Origin of the sequence: Marinobacter profundi, assembly GCF_002744715.1 — a bacterium.
GTDB classification, from domain to species: domain Bacteria; phylum Pseudomonadota; class Gammaproteobacteria; order Pseudomonadales; family Oleiphilaceae; genus Marinobacter; species Marinobacter profundi.
Genome location: NZ_KZ319368.1, coordinates 1 through 15,055 on the forward strand (window position 1 = coordinate 1; position 15,055 = coordinate 15,055).

The window sequence follows — 15,055 nt, forward strand, 5'->3', positions numbered from 1 at the left end:
TCAACACCGGTGTTGTCCGGCTTGACCCGCACCTTGACGTTGTAGTCGATAACTCGTTTTACAGCGACCAGAACCTTCATAGATTCCTCGTTCTTCTACGATGGGTTTAATGACTCGTAACCAGAAACACTCCCCAGGTACTCTGACCTGTACCGAGACCCTTATAAAAAGGCCACAAAAGTGTTTGTGATTCCTGTCGTATCAACCTGGCGGATCTTCAGCTAGGAAAGATGCGGCAAGTCGACCGTTGAAAACAGCAATTTCGCACAGGACCTGCTGTCAGGGCGCCCTAATACTGCAGGCAAAGGCCAATCGGGTCAATAGTCCCCAACGACGCGGAGCCTCCGTTGCGCTGGTCAATGGAATGCCCGCGGCCGGTCCGGCGCAACTGAGACGATAGTAATAATCGACTCAGCACACATCCTGCAATACAATCAGCTTCCGTAAAATGAAATCCTGTTTCATTGCAGAACATGGCAAACAATGCCAAAACTGGACGAAGATTTCAAACAAACGTTTGTTTGAATATCTGGATGCGCTATCCTTATGTCCATAAAAACAGTGCTTATCACCGAATTAGTGTCGTTTGCTACCGTATTTACCGGTATTATGACGCCCCTGAATTCGGCTACTTGCCGGTAATTAAAGAAGAGAGAACGGGATTATTGAGCGCCGCTGATACCCGCCTGCCTGGTTGCCCGACATTCTGTCGGTCAGGCAGTGAGCGTCTGAGTCCTTATATCCACCAAGAAGTTTGAGGAGACCAACGTGGAACGCGAATCGATGGAATTTGATGTTCTTATCGTCGGCGGAGGCCCTGCTGGCCTTTCGGCAGCCTGCCGCGTGATGCAGCTGGCGCAGGAAGCTGGCGAAGAACTGACTGTCTGTGTAGTTGAGAAAGGCTCCGAGATCGGCGCCCATATTCTGGCGGGTACGGTGTTTGAGCCCACCGCCCTCAACGAATTGTTCCCGGACTGGAAAGAAAAAGGGGCACCGCTCAACACGCCGGTCACCCGTGACGACATTTTCCTGATGAAGAGCCAGGAAAAGGCCACCAAGATCCCGAATGCCTTTGTGCCCAAGAACATGCACAACAACGGCAACTACATTATCAGCCTCGGCAACCTGTGCCGCTGGCTGGCCGAGCAGGCTGAAGCGCTGGGCGTCGAGGTGTACCCCGGCTTCGCCGCATCCGAAACCATCGTCGAAGATGGCCAGGTCAAAGGCATTATCACCGGCGACATGGGCGTTGCCCGTGACGGCAGCCAGAAAGACAGCTACATGCCGGGCATGGAACTGCGCGCCAAGTACACCCTGTTCACCGAAGGCTGTCGCGGCCACCTGGGCAAGCGCCTCATCAAGGATTTCAACCTGGATGAAGGCAAGGATCCCCAGCACTACGGCATCGGCATCAAGGAACTGTGGGACATCGACCCGGCCAAACATGAGCCCGGCCTCGTGGTTCACAGCACCGGCTGGCCACTGAGCGAAACCGGCTCCACCGGCGGTTCCTTCCTGTACCACCTGGAGAATGGCCAGGTGTATGTCGGCCTGATCACTGACCTGGCCTACAGCAACCCGCACCTGAGCCCCTTTGAAGAAATGCAGCGCCTGAAGCTGCACCCGGAAATCCGTAAATACCTCGAAGGCGGCAAGCGCGTTGCCTACGGCGCCCGTGCCATCACCAAGGGCGGATTCAATGCCCTGCCCAAAATGAGCTTCCCGGGCGGCCTGCTGCTGGGCTGTGACGCCGGTACCCTGAACTTCTCCAAAATCAAGGGTTCCCACACTGCCATGAAGTCCGGCCTGCTGGGTGCAGAAGCCGTGTTCGAAGCATTGAAAGAAGGCAAGTCCGGTGAGGAAATCACCAGCTTTGCCGACCGCTTCAAGAACAGCTGGCTGTACAAGGAACTCTACGACGAGCGCAATTTCGGACCGTCCATTCACAAGTTCGGCAGCGTGATCGGCGGCGGTATCGCCTTCTTCGAGCAGAATATCCTGGGTCGAAGCCTGCCGTTCACCTTCCACGATACGATACCCGACTACGCCACCATGAAGCCGGCAGCCGAGTGCAAGAAGGTGGCCTATCCGAAGCCGGACAACAAGCTGACCTTCGACCGCCTGTCCTCGGTGTTCATTTCCAACACCAACCACGAGGAAGACCAGCCGGTTCACCTGAAGCTGACCGATCCGGACATTCCGCTGAAGGACAACCTGCCGAAGTACGACGAGCCTGCGCAGCGCTACTGCCCGGCCGGCGTGTACGAAGTGGTTGAAGCGGAAGACGGCAGCGGCAAGCGCTTCCAGATCAACGCCCAGAACTGTGTTCACTGCAAGACCTGTGATATCAAGGATCCTGCCCAGAACATCACCTGGGTGACTCCGGAAGGCGGCGGCGGCCCCAACTATCCCAACATGTAACGGTTGCGGATCAAAACGGCCCCTCGCGGGCCGTTTTTTTATGCCCACAAACAAAAAAACGGCCCACAAGGGGCCGTTTTCATATCATCCGTCAGGGCTTAGTGCACGTGACCGTGTGCCTGCTCTTCTTCGGATGCCTCACGAGCTTCAACCACTTCCACATCAAAGTGCAGGGTCTGGCCTGCCAGCGGGTGGTTGGCGTCGATGGTTACGGTGTCGTCAGAAACTTCAACAACACGAACGATCTGGGGACCGCCCGGAGTCTGGGCCTGGAACTGCATACCCGGCTCGATGGTATCAACGCCCTCGAACGCAGAACGCGGAACCGGCTGGATCAGCTCTTCATTTACTTCGCCATAGCCGTCGGCCGGCGCTACGGATACTTTCAGCTGGTCGCCAGCGTTCTTTTCATTCAGTGCACTTTCCAGTCCACCGATGATGTTTTGTGCACCTTCCAGATAAGACAGCGGCTCACGGCCTTCTACACGGGAGGAATCGAGCTCTTCTCCCTGATCGTTAGTGAGCGTGTAATGGATGGTGACAACACGAGGTTGGGCCATGTGATCTCCTTGCGTGTCGCAATGACTGTATGAGTGTGTGTGTCAGGTAATCGAAAGTGATCTTGAACAGCCGGACTGCACAGAGGGACTCACGACCACCGGGCCTCGTTAGAGAGCCAGGCTCGGTAACAAGATGAAGACACAGTCTAACAAGTACGAGACTGCGTTTTCTACCTCCTACCTTGGGGCCCGTCGGGTTATTTCAAGCCCCGGCAGCGATTTCAAAGAAAATTCCGTTGCTCCAGACTCCGAGCACGCCCCCATTATCCCCGGATTTTTCAACCACATGGCCAGCCAGGTCGTAGTAGGCGGCAGTCACCAGCCGGGCTTCCAGGCCGTGGCGAACAGCAACCACCGGTCTCGGCTCTCCGGTCCCCGGATACTGCCCGAGAACCAGCGGATGCCGGTCACCCACAGCCAGTCGTTCTCCGGTATTGGTGGTCAGGTATAGACACTGCCGTTCGCCCTCCCTCTCCACTTCCAGGCTGTGGGCAAGCAACGGTGCGTCCTCGACCTGGATCCGCCATTTCTCGACGGGGGTGACGAGGTAATACTCACCGTCCGCCTCGCGCCGCAGGATCGTGGAAAACAACCTTACGATGGCCTCACGCCCGAGTGGCTCGCCCTGGTAGAACCAGACGCCGTCCCGGGCAATTCGGATATCGATATCTCCGGACAACTCAGGGTGCCACTGATCGAGTGGCGGCAATCCCTTGCCAGGGCCCTGGGCCCCGGTAACCTGGTCCGCAATCCTGTTCGGATCCTGACTCATCGCTTCGCTCCGTTAACCCGTTTATAACCCGCGCATCCACTCCGGCCGCAGGGGTACTGCGCCTGGACTGGTGAGGGCGAGATTCACTTCCTGCAACAGACGTGTCTTGTCACGGCCAAGAACGCCCTTCAACACCAGGTAATTCGAGGCATGATCACTGCGAAACACCGTCTTCTCGAGCTCCAGGTGCTCAAGGAACAGCCGGATCTCCTCGAACAGGCCGGGCTGTGTCAGTGGTTCAAAATCGTCGCCAAATCCCGCCCGGAACCGCGCCTCCCCCTGCGGAAAGCTGACCACCAGCGTGGAGAGGTAGTCGGGCTGGGTTTCGTTGCACAACCGCGCAGTGTTTACGGCATGCTGACGGGAGAGGATCATGCCGCCGAGGCCATTCAGCACCATGACGGAGCTGGTGAGGCCCGCCTGACGGATCTTTTCCAGAGCTGAGCGAGTGGACTCGTAACTCTCGCCCTTGTTTACCCGCCGCAGTACCTCGTCATCACCGGATTCCATACCGACGTAGAGGATACCCAGCCCCGCCTCACGCAGCTCAGCTAGCTCCTCAACTGATTTCCTGGCCAGATTCCGCGGCAGGCAGTAGCTGGAAACCCGCTGTAGCCCCGGAAAAGCCTGCCTCAACTCGCCCAGAATGCCCAGCAGACGCCGGGTTGGCAGGACCATGGCATCACCGTCGGCAAGGAAAACCCGGCGCACATCACCGATGGCACTGGCCGCACGCTCAATATCTTGGCGGATATCGTCATCCTTGCGGGCACGGAATTTCTTCTGGGGCTGAGTGTACATTTCGCAAAAGGTGCACTGGTTCCAGGAGCAGCCGTTGGTCACCGGCAAAATCAGCGAGCGGGCTTCACTGGGAGGCCGGAACACCGGCTCAACATAGTCGATTGGAAAGCTGTACATCGGCAACACCAAACACAGGTCAATGGATCCCGGACCGTACAGGCAATACCCCTGCCCCGCAATCAAAACAGGCAGGAAGGTCCGGGGGGCAACATTCAGAAGTTACATCATACCCAAAAAAAATGGCGGGCCTGAAGCAGGCCCGCCATTTTTCAACGCCTATGCCCTCAGGCAGCGCTGGCTTCCTGGCGGCTCAGCCAGTAGCGACGAATCGCAAACAGCAGCGATGCCACGGTCAGGGTAATGAACACCCAGGCGATCGGTCCGCGGAAGAAAATGCTTGGGTCGCCCTTACTGATCAACAGCGTCCGGCGCAGGTTGTCCTCGAACATCGGCCCCAGAATGAAACCGATCAGGAACGGCGCAGCCGCAACTCCGGTACGGTTGAAGATAAAGCCCAACACACCGAAGATCAGCATCAGCCCGATATCGAAGGTGTTGTTGTTGACCGCGTATGCGCCATAGACACAGAACATCAGCACGATCGGCAACAGGATGGATTTGGGGATATCCGCAATCAGCGAGAAATAGCGGATTGCCGCGTTACCCACCACCAGCAGGACCACTGAACTGACCAGGATGCCACAGAACAGTGCGTACACCAGGGTGAGGTTTTCCTGGAACAACACGGGGCCCGGTGTCAGGCCGTGGATCATGAATGCACCAAGGATAATGGCGGTGATGACATCACCGGGAATGCCCAGCGACAGCAACGGAATCAGGGTTGCTCCGGCAACGCCGTTGTTGCCCGCCTCGGCCGCCGCAACACCTTCAATCTCGCCCTTGCCGAAATTGGCTTTACGTGGCGAATTGCGCTTGGCCTCACTGTAGGAAATGAACGCCGCAGAAGTCGCACCGGTACCCGGGATGGCACCAATGATAACTCCGATGATGCTGCCGCGAACCACCGACTTCAGGCACCCCTTGAACTCTTTCCAGGTCAGCGAGGCACCGCTGACAGCAGTGCGGATGTGAGGGAGGACCTTGGAGGTATAGAACTCGATTACCTCGGGGATGGCGAACAGACCAATCAACAGCGGGATGAAGGATACCCGGTCCATCAGGTTATAACTGTCAAAGGTCAGCCGCTGGGTGCCATAAACCGCATCCAGGCCCACGGTGGAAACAATGATGCCCAGCCCTGCTGCGATCAGCCCCTTGATCACCGAGTCGCCGGAAACCGACACGATGATGGTCAGGGAGAAACAGATCAGCCAGAAATACTCGGGCGGACCAAAGTTCAGGGCGATTTTGGCCAGGTACGCGGCAAAGAAGATCAGCGCGATGTTGGAAATCATATCCGCAACACAGGAGGAGTAGAGTGCGGTCTTCAGGGCCTTTTTAGCCTTACCCTGCTGCGCCAGCGGGTAACCATCCAGCAAGGTACAGGCGGCCGCCGGTGAACCCGGTGTGCGGATCAGAATCGCGGTAATGGAGCCACCGTACATGCCGCCCTTGTAGATGCCCACAAGGAGCAGAATTGCGGTAACCGGCTCCATGGAAAAGGTGAACGGCAACGCCAGGGCAACGGCCATGGTGGCGGTCAGCCCCGGAATCGCACCAACCACAACACCGACGAGTACCCCGGCGGCGATGGCGAGAAAGTTATCGACGCTCAGAAAGAGCGCAAGTACTTCAGAAAAGTTTTCCATTTCATGTGTCCCGGAAAAATGGGCCGTTAAACAGCTTCAGTCTTGATTACCAACGCCGGAGCAGACCGAGCCGACGTTGCCATGGAGATCTATTCCCAGAGAGTTCCCACCGGCAGCGGGACGTTAAGCAGGTGGACAAACAACAGGGAAACAACCACCGGAAATACGATTGCCAGCAGGTAGATCGAGACTTTGCGCAGATCGCTGGCGAGGAACAGCAACACCGAAACCAGGATGCCACTGCCAATAGCGCCGAGCTCTTCGAAGAACAGCATGTAGATTGCTCCGGATGCAATCATCAGCACCCAGCGCAGTACCGGAATACCTTCATGGAGCTTCTCTGCAGCCGTGTGCCTGGGAGGACGCACCAGCCCCTCAATCAGGAGCGCAAGCGAGAGCAGCAGAACAAGCCAGCCGGCAAGCTGCGGAAGGAACCGCGGCGACAGCAGCGGATGCTGCATGGAGGGCGGCTCATTGATATAAGTGGGAGCGATGTAGAAAAGGAAGATGCCTGCCACAAGAACCAGGATCGCACCCAGCACTGAATTAGGGTTTAACCTGCCGTAGGAACGCTCGGTAACTTCGGAGAGGTTAATCTCGGACTTTTCCATACTTTTGCCTCGGTGAACGGGTCACTGACACTATAAAAAAAGGGGCGGAAGGCTCTCGCCCCCCGCCCCAAAAGGCTGAATCAACGCTTCAGATTTGCCTTTTCTGCAACTTCCGCCCACTTGGTCAGTTCTTCAGCTACGAAGTTACGGAAATCGTCACCAACGACCTTGCCAGCTTCAGCACCGAACTGCGGCAGGAAGTTGTTGAAGTCTTCACCCGCCATGATCTTGTCCAGGGCTTCCTGGAGCTTGGTCACGCCTTCCTCCGGGAAGGATTTGTGAGCAATCAGACCAAACCATGCAGATGTTTCATAGTCACCCAGACCGTACTCGGCACCGGCTTCCTGGATAGTCGGGACACCCGGGAGGAACTCGGACGGTGTTGCGGTGGTAACTGCCAGGGCCTTCAGCTTGCCCGACTGGATATGCGGGTAAACCGTCGGCATGTTTTCAAACGCTACGTCAACGTCACCGGACAGCAGGGCCGGCAGTGCTTCGCCTGAACCACGGAAAGGAACGTGGACCATCTTGGCACCGGTCAGGTTCTTGAACAGCTCACCGGACATGTGGATGGAGCTGCCGATGCCCGGGGAACTGAAAGACAGTTCCTCTTGCTTGGCGGCTTCAACGAATTCGGCAACGGTGTTGTATGGGCTGTTGCCCGGAACAACCATCACGTTCGGAATGTTGATGACGTTACGGATGAAGCGGAAATCTTCAATCGGGTTATAGCGCAGGTTCGGGTAGATGGCCGCGCCAATGGTGTGCCCCGGAGATGCCATGACCAGAGTGTGGTCAGAGCCACGACCACCACGGGCCAACTGGGCCGTCGCTACGGTTGAACCGGCACCTGGACGGTTCTCGACGATGACCGTGTCCAGCTCTTTCTGGAGAAGGTCAGCAACCTTCCGGGAAAGCAGATCGGTTGTTCCGCCGGCGGAGTAAGGAACCACCAGACGAATATTGTCTTCAGGCCAGCCTTCGGCAAGCACCTGAGGCGAGGAAAGGGTTAATACGGCGGCAACACCCAGTGCCGCAGTTTTCGCAGCGTTCCTGATCAACTGTCTCATTTTTCTGCTTGTCCTCTTGGTTGATTAGAATGTTCGTTTATCGAACCAGTGTTCGTATATCGAAGTCGGTGCGTAATTTCACATATTCGACCGTGTCGCGCAACAGCTTTATGGCAACCGGGAAGCCCCAAAAATCGATCAGTTTGAGGTGGCTCAGCAGATGATGGATAAAAATCAATAATTTAGACGAGCACCTGGGATACGGTACAAAATTTAGACTTTGGTCATAGATTTCGTATCGTATTGGTGAAGGGCGGCCTTCTGGCGGGAGCTGACGAAGGGTCCGCGCCGCGCTCCGCGGACGGGATTGCAGCGCGGCTTGACTGGAGGGATCTGCCTGGCAGGACTTGACCGGAAGCGTATGGCCGACCGCGCCCTGCAGGACTCAGGGAAGAACCTCGGTGATCCTGCGGGAGGTCTCCTGCATGATCGGCACATACTCGGCCACTATCCGGTCGATCGTCACCGAACTGACGTGGCTACTGGAGTTCAGGGCAAACCGAACCTGGTGGCGACGGTCGTAGACCGGCACGGCTACCGCCCGCATTCCCAGTTCCAGCTCCTGGTCCACAATGGCATAGCCCTGCTTCCGCACCCGCTGCAGCTCTGCCAGCAGCTCGTCCCTGCCCTTGGTATAGGCGGTCAGCTTTTCAAACCGGGTGTTCTCGAGAAGCTGGAGCAACTGATCCTCAGGCAGGAAGGACATCAATACACGCCCGGCCGATGTTGCGTAAGCCGGCAGGCGGGCACCAATCTGCAGGTTGATTGGGATCAGGCCACGCCTGGGGATCCGCGCAATGTAGACGATATCCTGACCCTCAAGCACGATGGCGGAGCAGGATTCACCCAGCTGATGGGAAACCTTTTCCATGAATGGGGTGATCGTCTCGGAGAAATTCAGCGATGCCAGGTAGGAGTAGCCCAGTTCGAGAATTTTGGCGGTCAGCCGGAACTGCTTGGAGTCCTGGGTAACATAGCCCAGTTTCTGCAGCGTCAACAGAAAGCGCCGGGCCGCCGCTCTCGACAGTCCGTTTTTTTGCGCCACCTCGGTAAGAGTCATTGCCGGAGTTTCGGTATCAAATGATTTGATTACCTCGAGGCCGCGGGCGAACGTGGCCAGAAATTCCTTGTCGACGACTTCAGCCGGGGAACTTTCGGTAGACATTTGCTGATCCATCCTGCCTTTGATTGGCGATCACTGTTCGATAATCGCCCATATGTTCGGAAGGCGAATAATGACAGCGAGCCCCGGGCGATGCAAGCGCATGGCCCGGGGAAGATGGCTTGGCAAGTAAGCCAGCCCCCGCAGTGCCCCTTAGAGACACCAAGGGAGCCCGTGAGCGGATCAGGCCGGTTGGCGGACCCAGTCAGCCAGCGAGCGGTTCTCGCGTACCAGTTGCTCCAGCAGCGGTGCCGGCGTCCAGTTGGCGTCCCCGTGGGTATCCCGCAGTTGACAGATCCGCTCGTAGACCCGGGCGAGACCCTGTTGCTCGGCATAGAACATCGGGCCACCGCGCCAGGACGGGAAGCCGTAGCCGAACACGTAGACCACATCGATATCCCCCGGACGCTGGGCAATGCCCTCCTCCAGGATCCGGAAGCCTTCATTAACCAGTGCGAGGATGTGCCGGTCGACAATCTCCCCGTCACTGATCGCACGGCGGGTAACGCCCATCCGGGTTGCCTGGGCCTCGATCACTTCGAGCACTTCCGGGTCCGCGCTGCGGGCACGGGTTTCCGGATCGTAGCGGTAGTACCCGGCTCCGGTTTTCTGACCCAACCGGCCCATCTCGGCAAGCGCATCGGCGATGCAGTAGGTCCGCGGATCACCCTTCTGCTCGTCGGTCAGCGCCTGGCGTGCCTTGTAGCCGATGTCGATACCGGCAAGGTCACCCACCGCCAGCGGGCCCATAGCCATGCCCCAGGTGGTCAGGGCGTTGTCGATCTGTTCGGGGCTCGCGCCTTCGATCATGCACAACTGGGCCTCCCGGGCGTACTGGCGCAACATCCGGTTGCCAATAAAACCGTAGCAGACCCTCGCCAGCACCGGCACCTTACGGATCTGCTTGCCGATCTTCATGGCAGTGGCAATGACATCATCCGCGGTCTGTTCGCCACGCACCACTTCCAGCAGCTTCATTACATTGGCCGGGCTGAAGAAGTGCAAACCGATCACATCCTGCGGCCGCGAGGTTGCCGCGGCAATTTCATTGACATCCAGGTAGGAGGTGTTGGTCGCGAGAATGGCGCCGGGCTTGCACACCTTGTCCAGCTGACCGAACACCTGCCGCTTGACATCCATGCTCTCGAACACCGCCTCAATAACCAGGTCCAGGCCTGCGAAGTCCTGGTAATCCGTCGTTCCGGTGATCAGGTTCTGGCGGGCGGCGGCATCCGCTTCGGACAGCTTGCCCTTGCTGACGGTGATGCTGTAGTTCCGGGCGATAAGTTTGAGCCCGCGCTCGAGGGCCTCGTCACTGACTTCCAGCAACCGGACCGGAATGCCCGCATTGGCGAACGACATGGCGATACCGCCACCCATGGTGCCGCCGCCGATAATGCCGACGCTGGCAACTTTCCGGGCTGCCGTGTCAGCGGACAGCCCGACAACCTTGGGCGCGGTACGCTCAGCAAAAAAGATATGACGGAGTGCTGCGGACTGGCCAGATTCACGACACTCGATAAAGAGTTCGCGCTCCTTTTTAAGGCCCTCATCGAACGGCAGGGTCATGGCAGCCTCGATACAGCTCACAATCCGCTGTGGTGCCTCCTGGCCCCGCATGCGCTTGTTCAGGCGGGCACGATAGGCGTCAAACTGCCCGTTGCTGTAACTGTCCGGGGCAATCGAGATATCCCGTACCCGGCGCAGGGGAGCACCATGTGCCACCAGCCCGCGGGCATAGGCCAGGGCGGATTCCTGCAGGGGCTCACCGACCACCTCATCAATCAGCCCAAGCCGCGCCGCTTCGCTGGCTGCCACCGGGTTGCCCGCCGTGATCATGTCGAGGGCCGCTTCCACGCCGACCAGCCGTGGCACCCGCTGGGTACCGCCGGCTCCCGGCAACAGGCCGAGCTTGACCTCCGGCAGACCAACCGAGGCACTGCCCAGGGCACAACGATAGTGGCAGCTCAGCGCCAGCTCAAAGCCGCCGCCCAGGGCAGTCCCGTGCAGCGCGGCGATCACCGGCTTGGCGGACGCTTCAACGGCAGCCATCACATCCGGCAGGGAAGGCTCTTGCGGCGGCTTGCCAAACTCACTGATATCCGCGCCGGCTATAAAGGTACGTCCGGCGCACACGATCACCACGGCTTTCGAACTGTCGTCCTGTGCGGTGGCAATGGCTTCTACCAGCCCCTGACGGACAGCGTGGGACAGGGCGTTGACCGGAGGGTTATCAACGGTGATCACTCCGATGTCGTCGACCAGCTTGTATGTAACTGACATGGCGGAATTCTCCTTTCGATTGGTAATAACCAGGCGGGGCCGACCTGGCACCGGGATACGGCACAGGTCAGCCCCGTTGGTTGTAGATGCGGGATCAGGCCGGCAGGATCACAAGATATTGCGGGCCCTGAGTGACTGGATCTCTTCCGGGGTCTTTTCGAGCACCCGCTGGAGCACGGCATCGGTGTCCTCACCGAGCAGTGGCGGTGCCTTGGCATAGACCTGCTGGGTCCGCGAGAACTTGATCGGGTTGGCGATACCCGGAACTTTGCCCACCTGCGGGTGCTCCAGTTCGATCTTCATGCCGCGGGCCTTGACCTGGGGATCCTCGAACACCTCGGCGATGTTCTGGATCGGGCCGCAGGGCACATTTACTTTCACCAGTGATTCCATCCAGTCCCGGCTGGTGCGGGTGCGGGTGAGCTCACAGATGATGGCGACCAGTTCTTCCCGGTTCGCAACCCGCTGCGGGTTCGTCGCAAACTTCGGATCTTCGGCCAGCTCCGCACGGCCTGCCGCTTCACAGAAGCGGGCAAACTGGCCGTTATTGCCAATCGCTATGATCACCTGCCCGTCACTGGTCGGGAACGGCTGGTATGGCACCAGGTTCGGATGGTACTCACCGGTGCGCTTGGGGATTTCGCCGCTGCAGAAATAGTTCAGTGCCTGGTTGCCCAGCCAGCTGACCTGCACATCCAACAACGCCATATCGATCTGCTGCCCCTCGCCGGTTTTGCTCCGGTGGTGCAACGCCGACAGAATGGCAATGGTGGCGTTCATGCCCGTGGTCAGATCCGCTACCGCCATACCGACCCGCTGGGGGCCGGCACCAGGATTGCCGTCGGCAACCCCGGTAATGCTCATCAACCCGGACTGGGCCTGAATCAGGTAATCGTAGCCAGCGTAGCTCGCCATCGGCCCGGTGTGACCGAAACCGGTCACCGAGCAATAGATCAGGCCTGGATTGATTGCGGACAGCGCCTCATAGCCCAGCCCCTTTTTCTCCAGGGCGCCGGTTTTGAAGTTCTCCACCAGAATATCGCACTTCGCCGCCAGTTCCTTGATCAGCGCCTGGCCCTCGGGTTGGCCGATATCCACCGTCACCGAATTCTTGCCGCGGTTGGCAGACAGGAAATACCCCGATTGTGCGGTCGGATTGCCCTGCTCATCTTTCAGCCAGGGCGGGCCCCAGTGCCGGGTATCATCACCGGTACCGGGACGTTCAATCTTGATCACCTCGGCACCGAGATCCGCGAGGATCTGGGTGCACCAGGGGCCAGCGAGGACCCGGGAGAGATCAAGGACACGAATTCCAGCCAATGGGCCTGACATAGTTACTTCTCCCACAATCAGCCGTTGTTCTCGGCGTTACGGATCATTTGCTTGGCGATAACCAGCTGCTGGATCTGGGACGTACCTTCGTACAGGCGGAACAGGCGAACGTCGCGGTAGAAACGTTCCACGCAATATTCGCTGATGTAACCGGCACCACCGTGGATCTGGACCGCACGGTCGGCAACCCGACCCACCATTTCAGTGCAGTACAGCTTGCAGCTTGCGGCATTCATTGACACCGGCTGGCCGGCATCATAGGAACGGGCAGTCTCTTCCACCATGCACTTGCCGGCGTAGTATTCGGTCTGGCTGTCCGCCAGCATGGCCTGAACCAGCTGGAAGTTGGAAATTTCGGTGCCAAACTGTTTGCGCTGGGTGGAATAGGTCACGCTCTCATCGATCAGGCGCTTGGCAGTACCGACGCTCAGGGCACTGATGTGCAGCCGGCCGCGATCCAGTACTTTCATGGCGGTCTTGAAGCCCTGCCCTTCGACACCCCCGATCAGCGCATCGGCCGGAACCCGCACGTTCTCAAAGACCACGTCACAGGTATGGGAGCCCTTCTGGCCCATTTTCTTGTCCGGCTTGCCCAGGGAAATACCCGGCAGGCTGGCATCCACCAGGAAGGCGGAAACGCCGCGGCTGCCTTCTTCCCGGGTGCCGGTACGCGCCATCAGGGTGAACACACCGGCGCGGGGGGCGTTGGTGATGTAACGCTTGCTGCCGTTGATGATGTAGTAGTCACCCTCGCGACGGGCACTGGTGGTCACTGAGCCCGCATCCGAACCGGCGTCCGGCTCGGTCAGGGCAAAGGAGCCCACCAGTTCACCGCTGGCCAGCAAAGGCAGATACTTGGCCTTCTGCTCGGGTGTGCCATCCATCACAATACCCTGGGACCCGATACCGACGTTGGTGCCGAACATGGAACGGAATACTGGCGAGGTGTAACCCATCTCCTGGATGATCGCGACTTCTTCGCTCATAGTGAGGCCGAGACCACCAAACTCTTCAGGAATGGACAGACCGAACAGGCCCATTTCCTTCATCTCGTCAATGACTTCCTCGGGAATGCGATCTTCCTCAGCCACCTGCATTTCAAGAGGAATCAGGCGATCACGCACGTAACGGCGAACGCTGTCGACAAACTGGCTCAGGGTTTCTTGATCAAGTGCCATAGTGGCCTCCGTATTTCATACTGGTCAAAGGTAGGCAGCCCACCACAACAACGGGGCTGCGGAAGTAATAATGATGGGTCAGTTGATAACCGCCGCTTCCAGCGCGGAAGCCACGTGGACCAACTGGGGACCCAGTTCGTTCTGCAATCGATCCAGGGCAACGGCAAAGGCCGGGGCCCCGCAACTCATGGCCATATAGGAGCCGTCGGTATCGGCAATTACCGGCACCGATACGGCCCTGGCTTCACTCATCCACTCGCCATCCACCAGACAGAACCCCTGCTCCGCGATCTGCATCCGGGCCTCATCGATCCGGGCCAGAAGCTCCGGCCAGCTATCGCCGTGGACCACCGCCAGCTTCGCCAGGTGACGTTGGCGTGTGGACTCGTCAACGCCGGCAAGATAGGCGCGGCCAATTGCCGAGCGTGCCATGTCGATGCGCATTCCGGTGTCCATGCGCAGCGTGTTGAGGGTATTGCCGCTAAAGGCATCGACATACACCATGCTGATGTCGTCCGTATTCGGGGCAGCAAGCGCTATCGTGCACTGGGTCATCCGGGCAAGCTCGGACATCCGGTCATGGGCGTACTGGCGAATGCGCAAACCACTGAGCACCGGATAGGCCAGCGCTAACATGGCAACACTGAGCTGGTATTTGCGGCCTTTCACCCGCTCGAGAAAACCCAGCTCACACAGGGTGTAGGTCAGACGTCCGACGGTCGCCTTCGGCAACCCGGTGATCTCGGACACCTCGTTGTTGCCCAGTGGGCCGCTGCGCAGCCGGAAGGCGTGGATCACATCAAAACTTCGGCCCACGGCCGCCACAAAATTACGATCATCCGGTCGAGGGACATACCGCTGGAAGGAGGAGTCCCGCACCTGACTCTGGAGTTTCGGAATGTTCTGTTCGTCGGCCATGTTTGCGATGGGCTTCCTGTCGATAAAAAGACGAGCGTCAGATTGCCTGATGGCAGGAAATATTGTCATATCGACAAATTAATCACAACATTATTCCGCTTAACGGTTTTAATGCTTTCTTTGTTCCGCAATGCGGGATTTAAGCGCGAGAAACGACCACAGCACCCGCAGGGGCGTT

General features: G+C 58.4%; 12 protein-coding genes and 1 pseudogene. 1 reads left to right on the top strand and 12 read right to left on the bottom strand.

From position 1 onward, the window contains the following. Window positions 1-80 (bottom strand): annotated as a pseudogene (locus tag CLH61_RS02990) (electron transfer flavoprotein subunit beta/FixA family protein); the annotation flags it as partial. Window positions 81-768: 688 nt separating this feature from the next. Here CLH61_RS02990 and CLH61_RS02995 point away from each other — a divergent pair. Beyond that, complete coding sequence (locus CLH61_RS02995; RefSeq protein WP_099613240.1) at window positions 769-2,421, top strand: electron transfer flavoprotein-ubiquinone oxidoreductase; 1,653 nt, start codon at window positions 769-771, stop codon at window positions 2,419-2,421. A 98-nt stretch (window positions 2,422-2,519) separates the two neighbouring features. Here CLH61_RS02995 and CLH61_RS03000 read toward each other — a convergent pair whose 3' ends face one another. From CLH61_RS03000 to CLH61_RS03050, 11 genes are all read right to left on the bottom strand, one after another. After that, window positions 2,520-2,981, bottom strand: coding sequence for an FKBP-type peptidyl-prolyl cis-trans isomerase (locus tag CLH61_RS03000; protein WP_099613241.1), 462 nt, complete (start codon window positions 2,979-2,981; stop codon window positions 2,520-2,522). 202 nt (window positions 2,982-3,183) lie between these two features. Beyond that, window positions 3,184-3,753: a DUF1285 domain-containing protein gene (locus CLH61_RS03005; RefSeq protein ID WP_099613242.1), complete on the bottom strand. Its 570-nt coding sequence runs from the start codon at window positions 3,751-3,753 to the stop codon at window positions 3,184-3,186. Window positions 3,754-3,774: 21 nt separating this feature from the next. Then, entirely contained in the window at window positions 3,775-4,671 is an 897-nt protein-coding gene (locus CLH61_RS03010) for a radical SAM protein (protein ID WP_099613243.1), read from the bottom strand. A 167-nt stretch (window positions 4,672-4,838) separates the two neighbouring features. Further along, window positions 4,839-6,323, bottom strand: coding sequence for a tripartite tricarboxylate transporter permease (locus CLH61_RS03015; RefSeq protein ID WP_099613244.1), 1,485 nt, complete (start codon window positions 6,321-6,323; stop codon window positions 4,839-4,841). 89 nt (window positions 6,324-6,412) lie between these two features. Further along, window positions 6,413-6,934: a tripartite tricarboxylate transporter TctB family protein gene (locus CLH61_RS03020; RefSeq protein WP_099613245.1), complete on the bottom strand. Its 522-nt coding sequence runs from the start codon at window positions 6,932-6,934 to the stop codon at window positions 6,413-6,415. Window positions 6,935-7,014: 80 nt separating this feature from the next. After that, complete coding sequence (locus tag CLH61_RS03025) at window positions 7,015-8,004, bottom strand: Bug family tripartite tricarboxylate transporter substrate binding protein (protein ID WP_099613246.1); 990 nt, start codon at window positions 8,002-8,004, stop codon at window positions 7,015-7,017. A 385-nt stretch (window positions 8,005-8,389) separates the two neighbouring features. Beyond that, the gene (locus CLH61_RS03030) at window positions 8,390-9,169 is read right to left on the bottom strand and encodes an IclR family transcriptional regulator domain-containing protein (RefSeq protein ID WP_099613247.1); all 780 of its coding nucleotides are present in this window, start codon (window positions 9,167-9,169) and stop codon (window positions 8,390-8,392) included. Window positions 9,170-9,349: 180 nt separating this feature from the next. Continuing rightward, entirely contained in the window at window positions 9,350-11,449 is a 2,100-nt protein-coding gene (locus CLH61_RS03035; protein WP_099613248.1) for a 3-hydroxyacyl-CoA dehydrogenase NAD-binding domain-containing protein, read from the bottom strand. Window positions 11,450-11,557: 108 nt separating this feature from the next. Further along, window positions 11,558-12,781 (bottom strand): CaiB/BaiF CoA transferase family protein, encoded by a 1,224-nt coding sequence (locus tag CLH61_RS03040; RefSeq protein ID WP_099613249.1) that lies wholly within the window; start codon window positions 12,779-12,781, stop codon window positions 11,558-11,560. Window positions 12,782-12,798: 17 nt separating this feature from the next. Continuing rightward, window positions 12,799-13,959, bottom strand: a complete 1,161-nt coding sequence (locus tag CLH61_RS03045) for an acyl-CoA dehydrogenase family protein (RefSeq protein WP_099613250.1) — start codon at window positions 13,957-13,959, stop codon at window positions 12,799-12,801. Between the two features lie 78 nt (window positions 13,960-14,037). Next, window positions 14,038-14,877 carry an IclR family transcriptional regulator gene (locus tag CLH61_RS03050; RefSeq protein WP_170003574.1) on the bottom strand — a complete coding sequence of 280 codons (840 nt, stop codon included), beginning with the start codon at window positions 14,875-14,877 and terminating at the stop codon, window positions 14,038-14,040. Window positions 14,878-15,055: the final 178 nt, after the last annotated feature.

What these genes read in the sequence shown, in the direction of transcription:
- CLH61_RS03000 (WP_099613241.1), bottom strand. Translation starts at nt 2,981, where the DNA reads ATGGCCCAACCTCGTGTTGTCACCATCCATTACACGCTCACTAACGAT.
- CLH61_RS03005 (WP_099613242.1), bottom strand. Translation starts at nt 3,753, where the DNA reads ATGAGTCAGGATCCGAACAGGATTGCGGACCAGGTTACCGGGGCCCAG.
- CLH61_RS03010 (WP_099613243.1), bottom strand. Translation starts at nt 4,671, where the DNA reads ATGTACAGCTTTCCAATCGACTATGTTGAGCCGGTGTTCCGGCCTCCC.
- CLH61_RS03015 (WP_099613244.1), bottom strand. Translation starts at nt 6,323, where the DNA reads ATGGAAAACTTTTCTGAAGTACTTGCGCTCTTTCTGAGCGTCGATAAC.
- CLH61_RS03020 (WP_099613245.1), bottom strand. Translation starts at nt 6,934, where the DNA reads ATGGAAAAGTCCGAGATTAACCTCTCCGAAGTTACCGAGCGTTCCTAC.
- CLH61_RS03025 (WP_099613246.1), bottom strand. Translation starts at nt 8,004, where the DNA reads ATGAGACAGTTGATCAGGAACGCTGCGAAAACTGCGGCACTGGGTGTT.
- CLH61_RS03030 (WP_099613247.1), bottom strand. Translation starts at nt 9,169, where the DNA reads ATGTCTACCGAAAGTTCCCCGGCTGAAGTCGTCGACAAGGAATTTCTG.
- CLH61_RS03035 (WP_099613248.1), bottom strand. Translation starts at nt 11,449, where the DNA reads ATGTCAGTTACATACAAGCTGGTCGACGACATCGGAGTGATCACCGTT.
- CLH61_RS03040 (WP_099613249.1), bottom strand. Translation starts at nt 12,781, where the DNA reads ATGTCAGGCCCATTGGCTGGAATTCGTGTCCTTGATCTCTCCCGGGTC.
- CLH61_RS03045 (WP_099613250.1), bottom strand. Translation starts at nt 13,959, where the DNA reads ATGGCACTTGATCAAGAAACCCTGAGCCAGTTTGTCGACAGCGTTCGC.
- CLH61_RS03050 (WP_170003574.1), bottom strand. Translation starts at nt 14,877, where the DNA reads ATGGCCGACGAACAGAACATTCCGAAACTCCAGAGTCAGGTGCGGGAC.